General features: G+C 56.1%; 15 protein-coding genes. 6 read left to right on the top strand and 9 right to left on the bottom strand.

The window, feature by feature from the left end:
• The first annotated feature begins 177 nt into the window (after positions 1-177).
• The 3 genes from speF (at position 178) to E5C26_RS02290 (ending at position 4,464) form a co-directional block, all read left to right on the top strand.
• Positions 178-2,340, top strand: coding sequence for an ornithine decarboxylase SpeF (speF, locus tag E5C26_RS02300; RefSeq protein WP_135314878.1), 2,163 nt, complete (start codon positions 178-180; stop codon positions 2,338-2,340).
• A gap of 63 nt (positions 2,341-2,403) precedes the next feature.
• Entirely contained in the window at positions 2,404-3,729 is a 1,326-nt protein-coding gene (gene potE, locus E5C26_RS02295; protein ID WP_135314877.1) for a putrescine-ornithine antiporter, read from the top strand.
• 429 nt (positions 3,730-4,158) lie between these two features.
• Positions 4,159-4,464, top strand: a complete 306-nt coding sequence (locus tag E5C26_RS02290) for a GIY-YIG nuclease family protein (RefSeq protein WP_167796597.1) — start codon at positions 4,159-4,161, stop codon at positions 4,462-4,464.
• Here the strand turns inward: E5C26_RS02290 and E5C26_RS02285 are convergent.
• Both E5C26_RS02285 and ubiT read right to left on the bottom strand, forming a co-directional pair.
• The gene (locus E5C26_RS02285; protein ID WP_135314876.1) at positions 4,451-4,954 is read right to left on the bottom strand and encodes a GNAT family N-acetyltransferase; all 504 of its coding nucleotides are present in this window, start codon (positions 4,952-4,954) and stop codon (positions 4,451-4,453) included. The two genes, E5C26_RS02290 and E5C26_RS02285, sit on opposite strands and share 14 nt — an antisense overlap.
• Positions 4,948-5,469 (bottom strand): ubiquinone anaerobic biosynthesis accessory factor UbiT, encoded by a 522-nt coding sequence (gene ubiT, locus E5C26_RS02280; protein WP_135314875.1) that lies wholly within the window; start codon positions 5,467-5,469, stop codon positions 4,948-4,950. The genes E5C26_RS02285 and ubiT overlap by 7 nt, the downstream gene beginning before the upstream one ends.
• A 222-nt stretch (positions 5,470-5,691) precedes the next feature.
• Here ubiT and ubiU point away from each other — a divergent pair, with 222 nt between their 5' ends.
• Both ubiU and E5C26_RS02270 read left to right on the top strand, forming a co-directional pair.
• Positions 5,692-6,687, top strand: a complete 996-nt coding sequence (ubiU, locus tag E5C26_RS02275; RefSeq protein ID WP_135314874.1) for a ubiquinone anaerobic biosynthesis protein UbiU — start codon at positions 5,692-5,694, stop codon at positions 6,685-6,687.
• A gap of 8 nt (positions 6,688-6,695) precedes the next feature.
• The gene (locus E5C26_RS02270; RefSeq protein ID WP_135314873.1) at positions 6,696-7,574 is read left to right on the top strand and encodes a U32 family peptidase; all 879 of its coding nucleotides are present in this window, start codon (positions 6,696-6,698) and stop codon (positions 7,572-7,574) included.
• An 88-nt stretch (positions 7,575-7,662) separates the two neighbouring features.
• On the opposite strand, the gene E5C26_RS02265 is transcribed toward E5C26_RS02270, so the two are convergent.
• From E5C26_RS02265 to E5C26_RS02250, 4 genes are all read right to left on the bottom strand, one after another.
• Complete coding sequence (locus tag E5C26_RS02265; RefSeq protein ID WP_135314872.1) at positions 7,663-8,784, bottom strand: ribosomal protein uL16 3-hydroxylase; 1,122 nt, start codon at positions 8,782-8,784, stop codon at positions 7,663-7,665.
• 101 nt (positions 8,785-8,885) lie between these two features.
• Complete coding sequence (locus E5C26_RS02260) at positions 8,886-10,025, bottom strand: ABC transporter permease (protein ID WP_135314871.1); 1,140 nt, start codon at positions 10,023-10,025, stop codon at positions 8,886-8,888.
• Positions 10,022-11,176 carry an ABC transporter permease gene (locus tag E5C26_RS02255; RefSeq protein ID WP_135314870.1) on the bottom strand — a complete coding sequence of 385 codons (1,155 nt, stop codon included), beginning with the start codon at positions 11,174-11,176 and terminating at the stop codon, positions 10,022-10,024. The genes E5C26_RS02260 and E5C26_RS02255 overlap by 4 nt, the downstream gene beginning before the upstream one ends.
• The gene (locus tag E5C26_RS02250; RefSeq protein WP_135314869.1) at positions 11,158-12,129 is read right to left on the bottom strand and encodes an HlyD family secretion protein; all 972 of its coding nucleotides are present in this window, start codon (positions 12,127-12,129) and stop codon (positions 11,158-11,160) included. Before E5C26_RS02250 ends, E5C26_RS02255 begins: the two co-directional genes overlap by 19 nt.
• A gap of 226 nt (positions 12,130-12,355) precedes the next feature.
• Here E5C26_RS02250 and E5C26_RS02245 point away from each other — a divergent pair, with 226 nt between their 5' ends.
• Complete coding sequence (locus tag E5C26_RS02245; protein WP_206194224.1) at positions 12,356-13,369, top strand: luciferase-like monooxygenase; 1,014 nt, start codon at positions 12,356-12,358, stop codon at positions 13,367-13,369.
• 44 nt (positions 13,370-13,413) lie between these two features.
• On the opposite strand, the gene E5C26_RS02240 is transcribed toward E5C26_RS02245, so the two are convergent.
• From E5C26_RS02240 to yedE, 3 genes are all read right to left on the bottom strand, one after another.
• On the bottom strand, positions 13,414-14,853 hold the full coding sequence (locus E5C26_RS02240) for an MFS transporter (protein ID WP_135314867.1): 1,440 nt from the start codon (positions 14,851-14,853) through the stop codon (positions 13,414-13,416).
• Between the two features lie 153 nt (positions 14,854-15,006).
• Positions 15,007-15,246 (bottom strand): sulfurtransferase-like selenium metabolism protein YedF, encoded by a 240-nt coding sequence (gene yedF, locus E5C26_RS02235; RefSeq protein WP_135314866.1) that lies wholly within the window; start codon positions 15,244-15,246, stop codon positions 15,007-15,009.
• Complete coding sequence (yedE, locus tag E5C26_RS02230; protein WP_135314865.1) at positions 15,243-16,457, bottom strand: selenium metabolism membrane protein YedE/FdhT; 1,215 nt, start codon at positions 16,455-16,457, stop codon at positions 15,243-15,245. The genes yedF and yedE overlap by 4 nt, the downstream gene beginning before the upstream one ends.
• Positions 16,458-16,518 lie beyond the last annotated feature (61 nt).

Raw genomic sequence — 16,518 nt, 5'->3', positions numbered from 1 at the left:
AAATAGCAGAAGTAAATTACTGTTTATAGTACACACGACATAAAACAAAAATCCGAATGAACTCAGGCCTGCTATTAAGTATGGCTGCGTTCTGCTCACGCCTTTATTTTAGTGAGGGCATTAACGACAGGGTGTTTAACCTGCCGGTGGGATGCCTTTGCCTGAAGAATGATTAAAATGAATAAATTAAAAATTGCCGCTAATAGCAAAACATTAAGCTGTTTTGAAACCGCTCGCGAAGTTGTCGATGTACATCAGAGCGATTTTAATGATATTGCCGCCATCGTATTGTCGGTGGAGGATGTCACGCAAGGCATGGTGGCTCACCTCGAAGAGATCGGCCTGAATATCCCGTTGTTCGTCGCAGTTTGCTGCGAAGAAGAGCTGGATAACGCCATACTGCCTGCCCTGCATGGCGTATTTGAACTCTGTGGCAAGAACACCCAGTTCTATGGCAAGCAGCTGGAAGCGGCGGCAGTAAAATATGAAAGCGAACTGCTGCCACCTTTCTTTAATACGCTGACCCAGTATGTCGAAATGGGTAACGCCACCTTTGCTTGCCCAGGGCATCAGGGGGGCGAATTTTTCCGTAAGCATCCGGCCGGGCGTCAGTTCTTTGACTTCTTTGGCGAGACCCTGTTCCGTTCCGATATGTGCAACGCGGACGTCAAACTGGGTGATTTATTGATCCATGAAGGCGCACCCTGCGCGGCGCAGCAGCATGCGGCCAAAGTGTTTAACGCCGATAAAACCTACTTTGTGCTCAACGGCACCTCCGCATCGAACAAGGTAGCAACCAATGCCCTGCTGACGCGCGGTGACCTGGTGCTGTTCGACCGCAATAACCATAAATCCAATCACCATGGCGCGCTGATCCAGGCGGGGGCGACACCGGTGTATCTGGAAACCGCCCGCAACCCGTTTGGCTTTATCGGCGGCATTGACGCGCACTGCTTTGAAGAACGCTACTTACGCCAGCAGATCCGCGAAGTCGCGCCGGACCGCGCCAATGAAGCCAGACCTTTCCGCCTGGCGATCATTCAGTTGGGCACCTATGACGGCACTATTTATAACGCCCGTCAGGTAGTCGATAAAATTGGTCATCTGTGCGATTACATCCTGTTCGACTCGGCCTGGGTCGGCTATGAGCAATTCATCCCAATGATGAAAGACTGTTCGCCGTTACTGCTTGAGCTCAATGAAAACGACCCTGGGATCATTGTGACCCAGTCCGTACACAAGCAACAGGCCGGCTTCTCGCAGACCTCGCAAATCCACAAAAAAGACAAACATATCAAGGGTCAGGCTCGCTATTGCAACCACAAACGCTTTAACAATGCCTTTATGTTGCACGCTTCCACCAGCCCGTTTTACCCGCTGTTTGCCGCACTGGACGTTAACGCCAAAATGCATGAGGGCAAAAGCGGCCGACGCCTGTGGAAAGAATGCGTTCGCGTGGGCATTGAAGCGCGCAAGATGCTGCTGGAGACTTGCAGCTTAATCAAACCTTTTGTGCCGGACCAAATCGAGGGCAAAGCCTGGCAGTCCTTTGACACCGAAACCATGGCCAACGATTTACGCTTCTTCAACTTCATTCCCGGTGAGAAATGGCATGCCTTTGAAGGCTATGCCCAATCTCAGTATTTTGTCGACCCTTGCAAACTGTTGCTCACCACGCCGGGCATTGATACGGCAAGCGGTAACTACAGCGACTTCGGTATTCCGGCGACCATTCTGGCCAACTATCTGCGCGAAAACGGCATCGTACCGGAGAAATGCGACCTCAATTCGATCCTGTTCCTGCTGACGCCGGCCGAAGACATCGCCAAAATGCAGCATTTGGTGGCGCTGATTGCCCGCTTTGAAAAACATATTGAGCAAGATTCTTTAATTAGTGAAGTCTTGCCTGCGGTTTATAAAAACAATCAGCAACGCTATGAAAATTATACCCTGCGCCAACTCTGCCAGGAAATGCACGACCTTTATGTCAGCTACGACGTTAAAGAACTGCAGAAAGAAATGTTCAGGAAGAGTTATTTCCCTCGTGTGGCAATGAATCCACAAGACGCCAACACCGAATTTGTGCGTGGTAATGTGGAATTGGTCTCATTGGCGAAAGCCGAAGGCAGAATTGCCGCCGAAGGCGCGTTGCCTTATCCCCCAGGCGTATTGTGCGTTGTCCCTGGGGAAGTTTGGGGCGGTGCTGCGCAACGTTATTTCCTGGCATTGGAAGAAGGCATCAATTTATTGCCCGGCTTCGCGCCGGAATTACAGGGTGTGTATATCCAACAGGATGAAGATGGCTGGAACCGTGCTTACGGTTATGTCATGAAAAATTAATCACCTTACAAGGCGGTGAATTTTATTCACCGCCCGGATCGCATTATAAAAGAGAAAATGATCATGAGTAAGTCCAATAATAAAATGGGGGTCGTGCAGTTAACGATCCTGACGGCGGTCAACATGATGGGTTCCGGCATAATTATGCTGCCCACCAAGCTGGCCGAAGTGGGTACTATTTCTATCGTTTCCTGGCTGGTGACCGCCGTGGGCTCAATGGCGCTGGCCTATGCCTTCGCCAAATGCGGCATGTTCAGCCGCAAATCCGGCGGTATGGGCGGATATGCCGAATACGCTTTCGGTAAATCGGGCAATTTCATGGCGAACTACACCTACGGGGTGTCGTTGCTGATTGCCAACATCGCCATCGCCATTTCCGCCGTCGGTTATGGCACCGAGCTGTTTGGTGCCAACCTGTCGCCGCTGGGGATCTGTATCGCCACCATCGGCGTGTTATGGCTGGCTACCGTCGCCAACTTCGGCGGGGCACGCCTGACCGGGAAAATCAGCGGCATCACCGTCTGGGGCGTGATTATCCCGGTGGTGGGGATCTCAATCATCGGCTGGCACTGGTTCAGCGGCAGCGCCTATATCGCCGCCTGGAACCCGCACTCGGTGCCGACATTTGAAGCCGTTGGCGCCTCTATCTCCATGACGCTGTGGGCATTCCTGGGCCTGGAGTCCGCCTGCGCCAACACCGACGTGGTGGAGAATCCGGAACGGAACGTGCCGATCGCCGTATTGGGCGGTACCCTCAGCGCGGCAGTCATCTATATCGTTTCAACCAACGTGATCGCCGGTATCGTGCCGAATATGGACCTGGCCAACTCAACCGCGCCATTTGGGCTGGCGTTTTCCCACATGTTTAACCCAACGGTCGGCAAGATCATCATGGCTCTGATGATCATGTCCTGCGTCGGCTCACTGCTGGGCTGGCAGTTCACCATCGCTCAGGTGTTCAAATCCTCTGCCGACAGCGGCTTCTTCCCGAAAATTTTCTCCAAACTCAGCAAGGCCGACGCACCGGTCAAAGGTATGCTGACCATCGTGGTGATCCAGAGCGTGCTGTCGCTGATGACCATCAGCCCGTCGCTAAATAAACAGTTCAACGTGCTGGTGAATCTGGCGGTGGTGACCAATATCATCCCTTATATCTTGTCGATGGCGGCGCTGATCATTATTCAGAAAGTGGCGAAAGTGCCGGAGAAAAAAGCGCGAATTGCCAACATCATTGCCGGCATTGGCGCACTGTACAGCTTCTATGCTCTCTACAGTTCCGGTGAAGAAGCGATGATGTGGGGCGCTATCGCCACCTTCCTCGGTTGGACGCTGTACGGTATGGTTTCACCCCGTTTCGAAATGGTGGGGAAAAAAGGCTCACAGCAGTAACGCACAAGCGGCCGGGGATGGGAATACGCTGGAGAACATGCCATCATATTCTGTCCCTGGCCACCAAAGTTGCTGCATATCATTATCCAGAACGGCTTTCTTGTGCTGCCTGTGCGGCAGTGAACCAAGCCAACGGCCAAGGCAGACGCTTGCAGCATTTCTAAGCTGCCTGTACGGCAGTGAACATCCAATTCTTCCGGGATGGAGATGCGTTTGCTTTCTAAGCTGCCTGCACGGCAGTGAACCGTTGAAGATTAGCGCTAATTGGCTGATTGTTGAAGAGTAACATCGCTATTTGGTCAAAAAGGCTTTTTTCGCCTTCAGATTAAAGACATTAAAAATCAATAAATTAAATTAAGTCAGAAAAAAAGGGTTCAGCGATGGGGCCGGGTTGCCTATAGTAACACTCAATTCTTTGCAGGAACTTATATGACCAACACCAGTGTCTGGCATCTCTACATGCTCCGCATGCCCAGCGGCATGCTGTATACCGGTATTACTACCGACGTGGCGCGGCGGCTGGCGCAACATCAGGCGGGCAAAGGGGCCAAGGCGCTACGGGGTAAAGGAGAATTGGTGCTGGCGTTTCAGTGTCAGGTGGGGGATCGCTCAAAAGCGCTGAGGCTGGAATATCGAGTCAAGCAACTGAGCAAAACGCAAAAAGAGAGGCTGGTGAGTCACCCGCCTCTTTCGTTGGATTATTTACTGCCGGAGGTTGAGGTTAAAGCCGGTTAAACGGCTCGGAGTATTCCACCGCCCCGCTAACGTCGACCAATGCATCTTCCGCCAGTGGGTAAACCTGGAACGCGGCCTCGGTATCTGGCCAGCGGCACTGCAGACCATAGGCTGCGGCCGGTTTAAAGCCAAAGCGGCCGTAGTAAGCCGGGTCGCCCAACACCACCACTGCGGCATAGCTGAACTCATTCAGTGCATCCAGGCCTTCATAAATCAGTTTTTCACCCAGCCCCTGGCGACGCAGACTTTCGTCCACCGCCAGTGGTGCCAGACCGACCCATTGGCGATCCTCACCGGCGACATCCACCGGGCTGAACGCGGCATAACCTACCACGCCGCCTTCGTCGTCGGTGGCGACAATGCCCAACGTCAGCAAGCCGTCTTCGCGCAGTTGTTGCACCAGATCGGCTTCATCATCTCGCCCAAAGGCGCGACGCAGCAGGGCATCAATACCCGCCGCATCTACCGGAATTTCTACGCGGATTAACATGTTGCCGGCACACGGGAAGTTTGCACCGTGCCCTCCTGCAGCCCTGCTTCCACAAATTCGGCCAGTTGCAGCAGGCCAATGCGCAATGGTGCAGGCATGGCTTCCAGCTCGATGGCATCCATCAGATTTTTTACATACAGGCCCAATTCGGTGTCCCCTTCAATCTGCAGCCGACGCTGAAAGAACAGCGTATCGGGATCTTGCTTACGCGCGGCGATCAGTATCAGATCGTTGGCGTCGCCGCTGAAGCTGACATCAGCTTCGGCGTGTTGGCTGACAACCAGTTTGTCGTTTTCTACCGTCATAAACCAGTGTAGCGCCAGATCGCGAACTTCGATCTTCAACCAGCGCGATTCAAGAAATTCCAGATCGCCATCTGCCAGCGCCTGACGAAATTGCCAGCCCAGTACCTGTTCCAGAAGCTGGCGCTGCAAGGCAAACGGCGTGAATTTTAGCGGTACACGCAGCAACGACGGCCCCTGGCGCACAATGCGCGCTCTTAATTGTTCCAACACTGTCGTTCACTCCTTTCAACACAGATGCGCTATTTTGCCACAGTGATACGTGGCTGCAGCGCTCTATATCAACAAATAGTGTATTTCAGCGCCAGCTTTATCAATACGCCAGAAGCTGCCTCAAATCAAAACCTGTTAAGCAGGCTTTCACTAAAATTGCCTCCCGATTAGCGTTTGCCGGTTGAAAGGGTCACCGGCAACCCTTGGAGTCAGGATAAATCTATGGAGCTGCTTTGTCCCGCCGGTAATCTGCCGGCCCTGAAGGCTGCGGTGGATAACGGTGCCGACGCCGTGTATATCGGCCTGAAAGATGATACCAACGCCCGCCACTTTGCCGGTCTCAACTTTACCGAGAAAAAGCTGCAGGAAGCGGTCGAGTATGTGCATCGCCATAACCGCAAACTGCATATCGCCATCAATACCTTCGCCCACCCGGACGGCTATGTCCGCTGGCAGCGTGCGGTGGATATGGCGGCACAACTGGGGGCTGACGTGCTGATCCTGGCTGATTTGGCGATGCTGGAATACGCCGCCGAACGTTACCCGCAGTTGGAGCGCCACGTCTCGGTGCAGGCATCCGCCACCAACGAAGAAGCGATCCGCTTCTACCAGCGCCATTTCGATGTCAGCCGGGTAGTGCTGCCGCGCGTGCTGTCGATGCACCAGGTCAAGCAGCTGGCTCGTACCAGCCCGGTGCCGCTGGAAGTCTTCGCCTTCGGCAGCCTGTGCATCATGGCCGAGGGACGCTGCTACCTCTCCTCTTATCTGACCGGCGAGTCCCCCAACACCGTCGGGGCCTGTTCACCGGCACGCTACGTGCGCTGGCAGCAAACGGCGCAGGGCATGGAGTCACGCCTGAATGGCGTGCTGATCGACCGTTATCGCGACGATGAGAATGCCGGCTACCCCACGCTGTGCAAGGGTCGCTATCTGGTCGATGGCGTGCGCTATCACGCGCTGGAAGAACCCACCAGCCTCAATACGCTGGAACTGCTGCCGGAACTGCTGGCTGCCAATATTGCTTCGGTGAAGATTGAAGGCCGCCAACGCAGCCCGGCCTATGTGAGTCAGGTGGCCCGTGTCTGGCGGCAGGCCATCGACCGCTGCCAGGCCGACCCGGCCGCCTATCAGGCCGACGCCAGCTGGATGGAAGCCCTGGGTGCGGTGTCCGAAGGCACCCAAACCACGCTCGGTGCTTATCACCGTAAATGGCAGTAGGAGGAAACATGAAATACGCATTAGGCCCGGTGCAGTATTATTGGCCGAAAACCGAGGTCGAAGAGTTCTACCGGCAGGCGGTAAGCAGCAGCGCGGAGATTATTTACCTCGGTGAAAGCGTCTGCACCAAGCGGCGCGAAATGAAGGTCGGCGACTGGCTGGCACTGGCGCAAGAGATTGCCCGCAGCGGTAAACAGGTGGTGCTCTCCACCCTGGCACTGCTGCAGGCACCGTCCGAACTGAACGAACTGAAGCGCTATGTGGAAAACGGGGAATTCCTGATTGAGGCCAACGATCTGGGTACCGTGAACATGGCGGCCGAGCGCCGCCTGCCGTTTGTTGCCGGTCATGCGCTGAACTGCTACAACGCCTACACCCTGCGCCTGCTGCACCGCCAGGGCATGACGCGCTGGTGCATGCCGGTCGAGCTGTCCCGCGACTGGCTGGCCAAACTGCTGGAACAGTGTGACGAGCTGGGTTTCCGCCAGCAGTTTGAGGTGGAAGTGTTGAGCTACGGTCACCTGCCGCTGGCCTATTCGGCGCGCTGCTTCACCGCACGTTCGGAAGACCGCGCCAAGGACGAATGCGAAACCTGCTGCATCAAATACCCGCAGGGGCGATTGATGCGTTCGCAAGAACAGCAGCAGGTATTTGTGCTTAACGGCATTCAGACCATGAGCGGCTACTGCTACAACCTGGGCAACGAGTTGACCAGCATGCAGGGGTTGGTGGACATTGTGCGTCTTTCGCCACAGGGCACCGAGACGCTGGCGCTGGTCGAGCGCTTCCGCACCAATGAGCAAGGTACTCAACCATTAACGCTCACCGATCAGGTCGACTGCAACGGTTACTGGCGGCGAGTTGCCGGGCTGGAACTGGTGTCGTAATCAAACAGCCTGCCACCGGCAGGCAACGGAATTTTTTTGCAGGCCGGGTAAGCATAACGCCACCCGGCAACTAAGCAGGCAGCGGCAACTACTCTTTAAAGAACCAGTAACCCTGATTCATCAGCTCCGTCAGCTCAGCCACAAACGCCGGGTTTTGCAACGCATCGCCCAGTTCCTGCCGGCCCAGTTCGGTATAACGACACAGTGCATCGGCCGCGCGAGCGTCCACGGTGTCCAGACGCTCGCTGTTGATAAAGAAGCTGTCGCCGATGTGCAGCACACGCAAGCCGCTCAAACGAGTCAGGGTTTCACCTTCCATCAGCGCACTCAGCACCTCTTGCGCTTCATAAGGCGGCTCCGCCATCGCAATATCCAGCTCATGACGTGGCGTGGTGGCAAAGCGGCCAAACCACTGCTTAAAGTCTTCCGGCTTGCTGATCATTTCGACCATCATTGTGCGCAGGCGCTCAAGCTCATATTCCTCTACCCGTCCCGGATGTTCACGCAGGGTTAAATCAGGATCGCTGTAGTGCGTGCCACCCAGATCGTTTTCCAGTGCGTAGTCGGCAAAACTGCTGATCAGGTCGCGGTCATTTGGCCCACGGAAACCCACGGAATAGTTGAGCGCAGTTTCATGGGTGAAGCCGTCATGCGGGAAGCCCGGCGGGATGTACAGGATGTCGCCCGGCTCCAGATCTTCATCAATGATCGGCTCGAACGGATCAACGTGCAGCAGCGCCGGATGCGGGCAGAACTGGCGCATCGGCAAGGCATCACCCACGCGCCAGCGACGGCTGCCCATCCCCTGAATGATAAACACATCATAGTTGTCGATGTGTGGCCCCACACCGCCGCCCGGCACCGAGAAGGAGATCATCAGGTCATCCAGACGCCAGTCCGGCAAGACGCGAAACGGGCGCACCAGCTCGGCTGAGGGCGCATGCCAATGGTTAACCGCCTGCGCCAGCAAGGACCAGCCGGTTTCGCCGAGGTCATCGAAATGTTCAAACGGACCGTGGCTGGCCTGCCATTGACCTTTTGTCTGGCTGACCAGACGGCTGTCAACTTCCGGCTCCATCGCCAGCCCCGCCAGTTCGTCTGGCGTGATAGGGTCAACAAAGTTCGGGAAGGCATTTTTCAAAACCACAGGTTTTTTCTGCCAGTATTTCTCTAAAAACTCGGGCCAGTTCAGGTTCAGTTGGTAAGCCATATCATCACACCAGTAAGAGGATCCACGGGCGTGATTATGCGAGAGCGCGGGCCTGCACACCTTGTTAAGGGTCAAGGAAACATGGCTTCAGGCCCTCTGAATTAACTTGTCCGTTTGCGGAGCAGGCTGCGCAGCGCCACGCTGTTGCGCACAAAACCCACCCCGACGCCCAGCAGGGTGTAAATAATCCCCAACACCAGCAACATCGCCACGTCGCCCCAGACTTCATTGAGCGACAAGCCCATTTGGTTAACCCCGGCAATGGCCTTGGTGGCCCAGGTGGAGGGAATACAGTAGGAAATCGCCCGCACCCAGGCCGGCATCGCCTGCAGCGGCCAGATGGTACCGGAGAGGTAGAATATCGGCGTGGTGATAAACGCCAGCGTCAGGTAGATCATCTCTACGCTGCGCAGGCATTCGGTGACCAATTTGCCCAGCCCCAGTACCGCCAACAGGAACGGGAAGGTCAGCAGCAAAATTTCTGCAATGCCCGCCGTCTGACGATAGCCCAACACCCACGGCCACAGGACAAACAGCACGATAGACAGGAATAGCCAGATCGGTAGCAGCGCCGTCAGCCCGCCCAAGTGGGCCGCCAACGGTGGCTTGCCGCCGGGGATGCTCTTCATGGCAATGCTGACGCGGACACAGGCAATCAATAACGAGTGCTGCAACAGCATCACCAGCAAGCCGGGGAAGATGATCGCCGCAAAGCTGATGCCCGGGTTGAACACGTCCAGCGTTTGCCCTTGTATTGGCGTCAGGATCACCTGCGCCTGACGTTCGCTGAAACCGCTGCGCAGCAGCAAGCCGTTGTTGTACTGGTTCAGCAGCTGCTGATAGGCCGCGACCACGTCCTGCTGGATCTGGCCGTTGGCCAGTCGGTTGGTGGCGTCACCATAGACCGGCACCACGATATTTCGGCCGCTCAGGATCTTCTTCTCCAGATCCACCGGCATGATGATCACCGCAAACAACTTGCGCCAACCGAGATCAAGTTTTGCCTGCTCAAGACTGTCGTAGGTCACTATGGAGATTTTAGAAGTAGCGTCCAGTTGGCGGATCAATTGGCGGCTGGCGGTGCTATGGTCCTGATCAATCACGCCGACCGGCAGATCCCACACCGTCCTGTTGGCATAGACCATGCTCATGACGCACAGAGACAGGATCAGCATCAGCCACATCGGTCTCTCCAGCATGCCAAGCAGCACCCGGACGAAGGTTTGCCAGTAGATTTTCATCCTGCGCCCCCTTCCTTCAGCAGCCGCGGCAACAGCCGGTTACGCACCAGGAATGCCGTCACCAACGGGTAAACGGACAGTAACGCACAAACGCTGAAGATGGCGCTGGCCGGAACCTGCCGCAGGAACACGTCAAACATCGCGTACAGCGCGTGGGTTAACGGCTCAATATTGGAGATGATTCGTGCCGGCAACGGCATCGACAGTTCCGGTACCGCCATCCCCGAGAATGTCAGTGCAATACTGACCAGAATGGCGATCAGGCTGTAGGCGGTGATAATACTGCTGGTAAAGGTAAACAGCAGCAAGCCGATGCTCTGCGCCGCCATCACGTAAAAGAAAGCTATCATCAGCATAAACAGCGGATTGCCGCTGACGCGGGCGTCAAAAATCCCCACCAGCGCGGCAATTTCAACCATCAGCAGGCTGGTGAAACACAGGGTATAAGGGGCCAGTTTTCCCAGCAGTGCCAGGCTGAATGGCCGGGCCTTCAACAGCGATTTGCTGCGTGCCAACACGTAGATCATGCAGGTCACCACAAACAGCTGCAGCAAATGGATAGTCGCGGCAAACTGCTGGTAATAAATATAACTGCCGCTGGCATTGAATAAACTGCCGTACGACAGCGTCACGTCCGCCAACGGCGGCAGCGTCTTGCCCATCTCGGCGGCGATAATGCTGCGGTAGCCAGCGTTGATTTCTGTCATCAGCCCGCTGAAATCCTGCGTGGAATACAGCCCGGCACCATAGAACAACGCGTTGTAATACATCACCACGCTCGGCTGTTTGCCCGCCAATGCATTGGCTTCAAAGTCCGGCGGTACGTACAACAGCGCGTAATCCTGCGCACTACGCAGACGATACAGCGATTCATTCAGCCCGCCGTCATACAGCTCGACGTGAGCATGAGAACCGGCATCCAGTCGGCGCGTCAGCGATTTGGACAACGAGCTGTGATCGTTATCCACCACCGACACCGGCAGATCCAGCAAGGTCCCTTCCGAAAAATTGCTGCTGACCAGGCCAAACAGCATCAGCGGGAAAATCCAGCTCAGCCAGTGTATTACCGGGCTGCGGAAGGCGACGCGGCACTCGTTGTCAAACGCGTGACTGAAGCAGCGCCAACCGGCCCTTACTCTTTCCATAGCCATAAGCTGCTCATCCCTGGACGCAGGCCTTCCACCGGCTGTGACGGATACAGACGCACTTCAAAGGTTTTCAGGTCGAAGTCACCGGTAGCACGAGTGGCGCGTTTGGTGGCGTAATCGCCCAGCGGCGCAATATAGCGCACTTCCGCTTCGATCATTTTGTCCTTCAGCGCCGGTACCCGCATCTGCACCTTATCGCCCTTGCGTACATGAGCCAGGATGTCTTCACGCAGGTTAAAGACGAAGTAGGCATCCGGAACGCGGATCAGCGTCAGCAACGGGCTGCCGGCGTTCAACAATTCCCCGACCTCCGCCGGGATCGGCCCAACCTCACCGGCCACCGGGGCTAAAACCCGCAGGTCGTCAGTCTGAGCCTTCACTTGCAGCAGGTTTTCTTCCGCCGCCCGCAGCGCTGCGGCGTACTGTTGCCGCAGTTCGATACGGTCGCCATTCGTGCCTTCGTCCAGGTTGGCCTTGGCCGCCTGCACCTGTTGGAATGCGGTGTCGCGCGCACGGCGCGAGCTGTCCAACTCGGACTTCGAAATATACCCTTTGCCGGAAACGCTCAGGTTACGGTTGTAGTCGTTCTGCGCGTTGCGGTATTGCGCCTCGGCCTGCGCCAGATTGGCACGCAGATTACGGATGCTTTCTTCACGCGTGCCGTGCAGCGATTGGTCGAGCTGCGCTTTGGCTTCATCGCGCGACGCCTGGGCGGAACGTAGCTGGGCCATCAGTTCCGGGCTATCGAGCTGGATCATCACCTGTTCGGCTTTCACGTCGTCACCACGCTCAACCAGGCGTTCAACCACCCGGCCCTTGGCCTTGGAGGCCACGATCACCTCCGGCGCGTCCACTTCCCCCTGCAATAACAAATCCTGATTATGCGCCCGGAACAAGATCGCCATGGCGATCGCCACCACCATCAACAATAAGGTAAACAACGTCTTTTTCTTCATTCTCTCAGCTCCCTGAGCGATAAGCGGCAGGTGGAATCATCACGTCCATATTTCAATCGGCTCCCAAAAAAAACCATTTTACTCATAAGGATATAGCAAGCACATATATCCTCTTTTATAACCATAAATTGGATTATGCTTTTAACACTAAAAGCACATTTTGCTTTGTAGTTTGCAGAACCCTGCAATCGCCCTTTAAGCGATCAACTCTTTGATGGACGATATCATGACTGAAAAAACTACGGTGCCGGTTTCGGTACTGGATTTATCCCCCATTCCGCAAGGGGCCAAACCACGCGACGCTTTTCACGCTTCTTTAGATTTAGCACAACATGCCGAAAAATGGGGCTATCAACGCTATTGGTTGGCAGAACATCACAATATGACCGGTATTGGCAGCGCGGCAACCTCGGTGCTGCTGGGCTATCTGGCCGCCGGTACCCAGAGTATCCGCCTTGGCTCCGGTGGTGTGATGCTGCCCAACCATGCGCCGTTGGTGATTGCCGAGCAGTTCGGTACGCTGGAGTCGCTGTACCCTGGGCGTATCGATCTGGGTCTGGGCCGTGCCCCCGGCACTGACCAACGCACCATGATGGCATTGCGTCGTCATCTGTCCGGTGAAGTGGATAACTTCCCGCGCGACGTGCAGGAACTGCAACATTACTTTGGTGAAGTACAACCGGGCCAGCCGGTGCAGGCGGTACCCGGCCAGGGGTTACATGTGCCGATCTGGCTGCTGGGCTCCAGCCTGTACAGCGCACAATTGGCGGCCCAGCTTGGCCTGCCGTTTGCCTTCGCCTCTCACTTTGCCCCTGAGATGCTGTTCCAGGCATTTAACCTGTACCGCGACAACTTCAAACCTTCCGAACAATGCCAACGGCCGCATGCCATGGTATGCGTCAACGTGGTGGCCGCCGACAGTGATGCCGATGCACGCTTCCTGTTTACCTCGATGCAGCAGCAGTTTATCAATCTGCGTCGCGGCTCGCCCGGCCCGCTTCCGGCACCGGTGGACAATATCCACGCACTGTGGACCGCCGGAGAACAATACGGGGTTGATCAGGCGCTGCGCATGTCGGTCATTGGCAATGAAACCACCGTACGTCATGGGTTGCAGACGCTGCTGAACGAAACCGGTGCGGATGAAATCATGGTTAACGGCCAGATCTTTGACCATCAGGCGCGATTACATTCGTTTGAAATTGTCGCCGGGGTGAAAGGCGATTTGGTGAAGGGGTAATTGAGCCTGTGGGGGAACCCCTTCCCCCACTTTGACTACCACCATCAGACCTGTTTTAGCGCTTTCCGCCCCTGCTGACGTTCGGCCCGTTGATATATCAGCGTCCGGCCCAACAGCACCAGCATCAGGCAAAACTCCGCCGCCATAGCAACCAGCACCGCGTGCAGATAATCCCCCGGAACCAGATGCAGCATTTGCACCAACAGCGTCCCCAGCAGGATTGGCCCCAGCCCCAATGCGGTCTGTTGTACCGTGGTTAACATCGCGCTACCGGAACCGGCATGCTCTGTCGGGACATCAGACAGGCCAATACGGAAAAAGCTGCTGACGATAAAGGCCTGGCCGAAACCGACCAACACCGTCGCCGGGATCAGGTTCCATACCCCCGGGTGCGGCCAAACCAGTTTCAATGTCAGCATTAGCGCCAATAAACCCAGCATCTGCATCAAACAACCGAACACCAGCGTGCGCACCTCACCGAAGTGCTCCACTAGCTTGCTGCTCAGCAACGATGAAATAAAAAAGGCCGCGCCCAGCGCGATAAAGGCATTACCTGACTGGAACGAACTCAGCCCGGCGCCGGATTGCAATGTCAGCGCCATCACGAACATAAAACCGCTCCAGCAGGAGAAAAACAGGATGGCGAGCACCAGCCCGAAGCGCACGCTCGGCAAACGTAGCAACGCCGGCGGCAATAGCGGGGATTGATGCCGTTGCTCCTGCCGCTGCTCGACGCGCCACAGTAACCAGAGTAAGGGGATGCTGGCCGCCAGCAACAACAGGCACTGCCACGGCCAGTGCAACACCGGCCCCAACGCCAGCGGGAATAACAGACAGGCGATAGTTAACCCCAGCAGCAGCGTACCGGGCAGATCGAGGCTCACTCTATTCTCACCGCGGGTATTGGGTACCCAACGATAGGTGCAGGCCAGTACCAGCAAGCAGACCGGGATATTAATCAGAAAAACGCTGCGCCAGCCATAGCCGCCAATGTTAAAGGTAATCAACAACCCGCCCAGCACCTGACCCACGATAAATGCCAGTCCGCCGATGGCTCCGTATAACCCCAGTGCCCGGGTGTGATCGCGCCCCTGCAAGCCGACGTGGATGGTGGCCAGAATTTGCGGCACGATTAAAGCCGCACCGACACCTTGCAGCACCCTGGCAACCAACAACAGCCAGACCGAGTTGGCTAGCCCGCACATCAGCGAGGCTATGCCAAAGATTTGTACCCCCCACAGGAAAATGGTACGCCGCCCCAGGTTATCGCCCAGCCGCCCGCCCATCGCCAAACAGACAGCGAACGCCACGCCATATACCGCAACGACCAGTTCCAACTGTGTTGGGGTAGCGCCCAACGATTGTGCTATCGAATCCAGCCCGACGTTAACGATAGAAAAATCGATCGTCGGCAACAATTGGCCAGCCAATAAGATAATCAATCCCGCGCGGCCCAGCCGGATAGTCGGTGGTGGTGTTTTCATTTTTCTCATCCATTGAGTCAGTTCCATCGAGTGCCCAGTATCCGCCTCAATTTCAATGGGAACCAGTGTTTGCTTATCCTGGTATACAGGCTACCGGTCTTGGTTGTTGGAGGGGGCAACCCAATAAAATGGGGCGACCTAAGTCGCCCCTGGCTAGCGCTGGATCAGATAGCGGATAGTGGGGCCATCCTGCTGGATATCCAGTACCTTGTAGCCGTGGTTGCGCGCATCAAGCGGGATGTTGTTGATCGACTGCGGGCAATCACTGATCACCTCGAGAATTTCCCCCGGCTTCAACTGCGGCATGGCCTCCAGCGTCGCCACCGCCGGGTAAGGGCAAGGCTCACCCAGCATATCCAACCGGTAATCCGGCACTATCGCTATCTGCTTCATGAGACACTCCTTAAATTAACCACCTGCGCGTCGGGCTTGGCGCGGAAAAAGCGTTTCTCCCACCACAGCATGGCGCCAAACGCCACTGCCAGCAGCAGGTAGGTCACCAGCAGACCGCCGATCGGGCCGAAGGTCTCCAGCAGGTTAACCTTGTCGTAGTCAGTCACCAGCGTCGGGGCCAAATCGTCCCAGTAATAGGCCAGCAGCGTGGCACCAATGATATTGCCCAGACCAACCCACCAGTAATGCACCTGCCCTTCGACCGCACGGTACATCCAGCCGGTTTCGCAACCGCCGGCCAACACTATGCCGAAACCAAACAGCAGCCCGCCAAGCACCGCATTAGGGCCGGCCCACATGATTTTGGGTGCTACGCCCAGTTGTGCGTAACTGAAAATGCCGATGGCGCTGGCGGCCATACCGAGAATAATGGCCTTTGCCATATGGGTACGCCCGCTGATCCACAGATCGCGGAACGCTGAAGTGAAACAAATTTGCGCCCGTTCAATCAGCAGGCCAAAACCGATGCCAAACAACATGGCGATACCCAGCTTCGGTGCGTCAAACAGCGTCCATAAAGACCAGGCGATCGCCAGACAGAAAACCACCATACCCAAACGGAAGCGACGGCGCGCCTGTTCAGGCTTTTGGGTCAACGGCGCGGCCGCCTTCACCTTCTGTAATTTGATTGGAATACGGAACATCGGCAACAGGGTAAATTTGGCACCAAAATAAGAGCCCGCGGCGGTCGCCAGCGCAAAGAACCAGGCGTGCAACGAGAACTGCGGAATGCCGGTAAAGAAGGCCGCCAGATTGCAGCCCATTGCCAGACGCGCACCGAAACCGGCAATGATACCGCCCAGTAGCGCCTGCACAATGCGGATACGGTTCTGCGGCTGGCGCAGCTTGATGTTGTTAGCCCACAGCGCGGCGGCGATGCAGCCGGCGAACATGCCGATGATCATCCTGCCATCGATGCGCTGCAGCGGCGTCCCCTCAAGGCCGATAACCTTGAAGTAACCCCATTGCTCAGGATGTGCGCCAAATAGCTGCAAGACGTGACCGCCCCAGCGGGTAAATTCGCCGGTCACCGCCCAGAAGGCCCCGGTCAAACCGAAGTAGTAGGTAGAGAGGATCCCGGCGGCAATCACCGCAGGTAAAGGTGCCCAAAAGCGCACCAGGTATTGAGACTTGAACTGCTGCCAACTCATGGCATCTCCCGTGCGTAATATCCATAAGAAAAAACCTTATAAATGATACGCCATTTTCTCC

Source organism: Serratia proteamaculans, assembly GCF_004684015.1.
Classification (GTDB): Bacteria; Pseudomonadota; Gammaproteobacteria; order Enterobacterales; family Enterobacteriaceae; genus Serratia; species Serratia proteamaculans_F.
This window is presented reverse-complemented; position numbering and strand designations above follow the sequence as displayed.

Bases quoted from the DNA above. Each gene is read 5' to 3' on its own strand.
- E5C26_RS02265 (WP_135314872.1), bottom strand. From the start codon at position 8,784: ATGGCTTACCAACTGAACCTGAACTGGCCCGAGTTTTTAGAGAAATAC.
- E5C26_RS02255 (WP_135314870.1), bottom strand. From the start codon at position 11,176: ATGGCTATGGAAAGAGTAAGGGCCGGTTGGCGCTGCTTCAGTCACGCG.
- E5C26_RS02270 (WP_135314873.1), top strand. From the start codon at position 6,696: ATGAAATACGCATTAGGCCCGGTGCAGTATTATTGGCCGAAAACCGAG.
- E5C26_RS02285 (WP_135314876.1), bottom strand. From the start codon at position 4,954: ATGTTAATCCGCGTAGAAATTCCGGTAGATGCGGCGGGTATTGATGCC.
- E5C26_RS02260 (WP_135314871.1), bottom strand. From the start codon at position 10,025: ATGAAAATCTACTGGCAAACCTTCGTCCGGGTGCTGCTTGGCATGCTG.
- E5C26_RS02290 (WP_167796597.1), top strand. From the start codon at position 4,159: ATGACCAACACCAGTGTCTGGCATCTCTACATGCTCCGCATGCCCAGC.
- E5C26_RS02240 (WP_135314867.1), bottom strand. From the start codon at position 14,853: ATGAAAACACCACCACCGACTATCCGGCTGGGCCGCGCGGGATTGATT.
- speF (WP_135314878.1), top strand. From the start codon at position 178: ATGAATAAATTAAAAATTGCCGCTAATAGCAAAACATTAAGCTGTTTT.
- potE (WP_135314877.1), top strand. From the start codon at position 2,404: ATGAGTAAGTCCAATAATAAAATGGGGGTCGTGCAGTTAACGATCCTG.
- E5C26_RS02250 (WP_135314869.1), bottom strand. From the start codon at position 12,129: ATGAAGAAAAAGACGTTGTTTACCTTATTGTTGATGGTGGTGGCGATC.
- E5C26_RS02245 (WP_206194224.1), top strand. From the start codon at position 12,356: ATGACTGAAAAAACTACGGTGCCGGTTTCGGTACTGGATTTATCCCCC.
- ubiU (WP_135314874.1), top strand. From the start codon at position 5,692: ATGGAGCTGCTTTGTCCCGCCGGTAATCTGCCGGCCCTGAAGGCTGCG.
- yedE (WP_135314865.1), bottom strand. From the start codon at position 16,457: ATGAGTTGGCAGCAGTTCAAGTCTCAATACCTGGTGCGCTTTTGGGCA.
- yedF (WP_135314866.1), bottom strand. From the start codon at position 15,246: ATGAAGCAGATAGCGATAGTGCCGGATTACCGGTTGGATATGCTGGGT.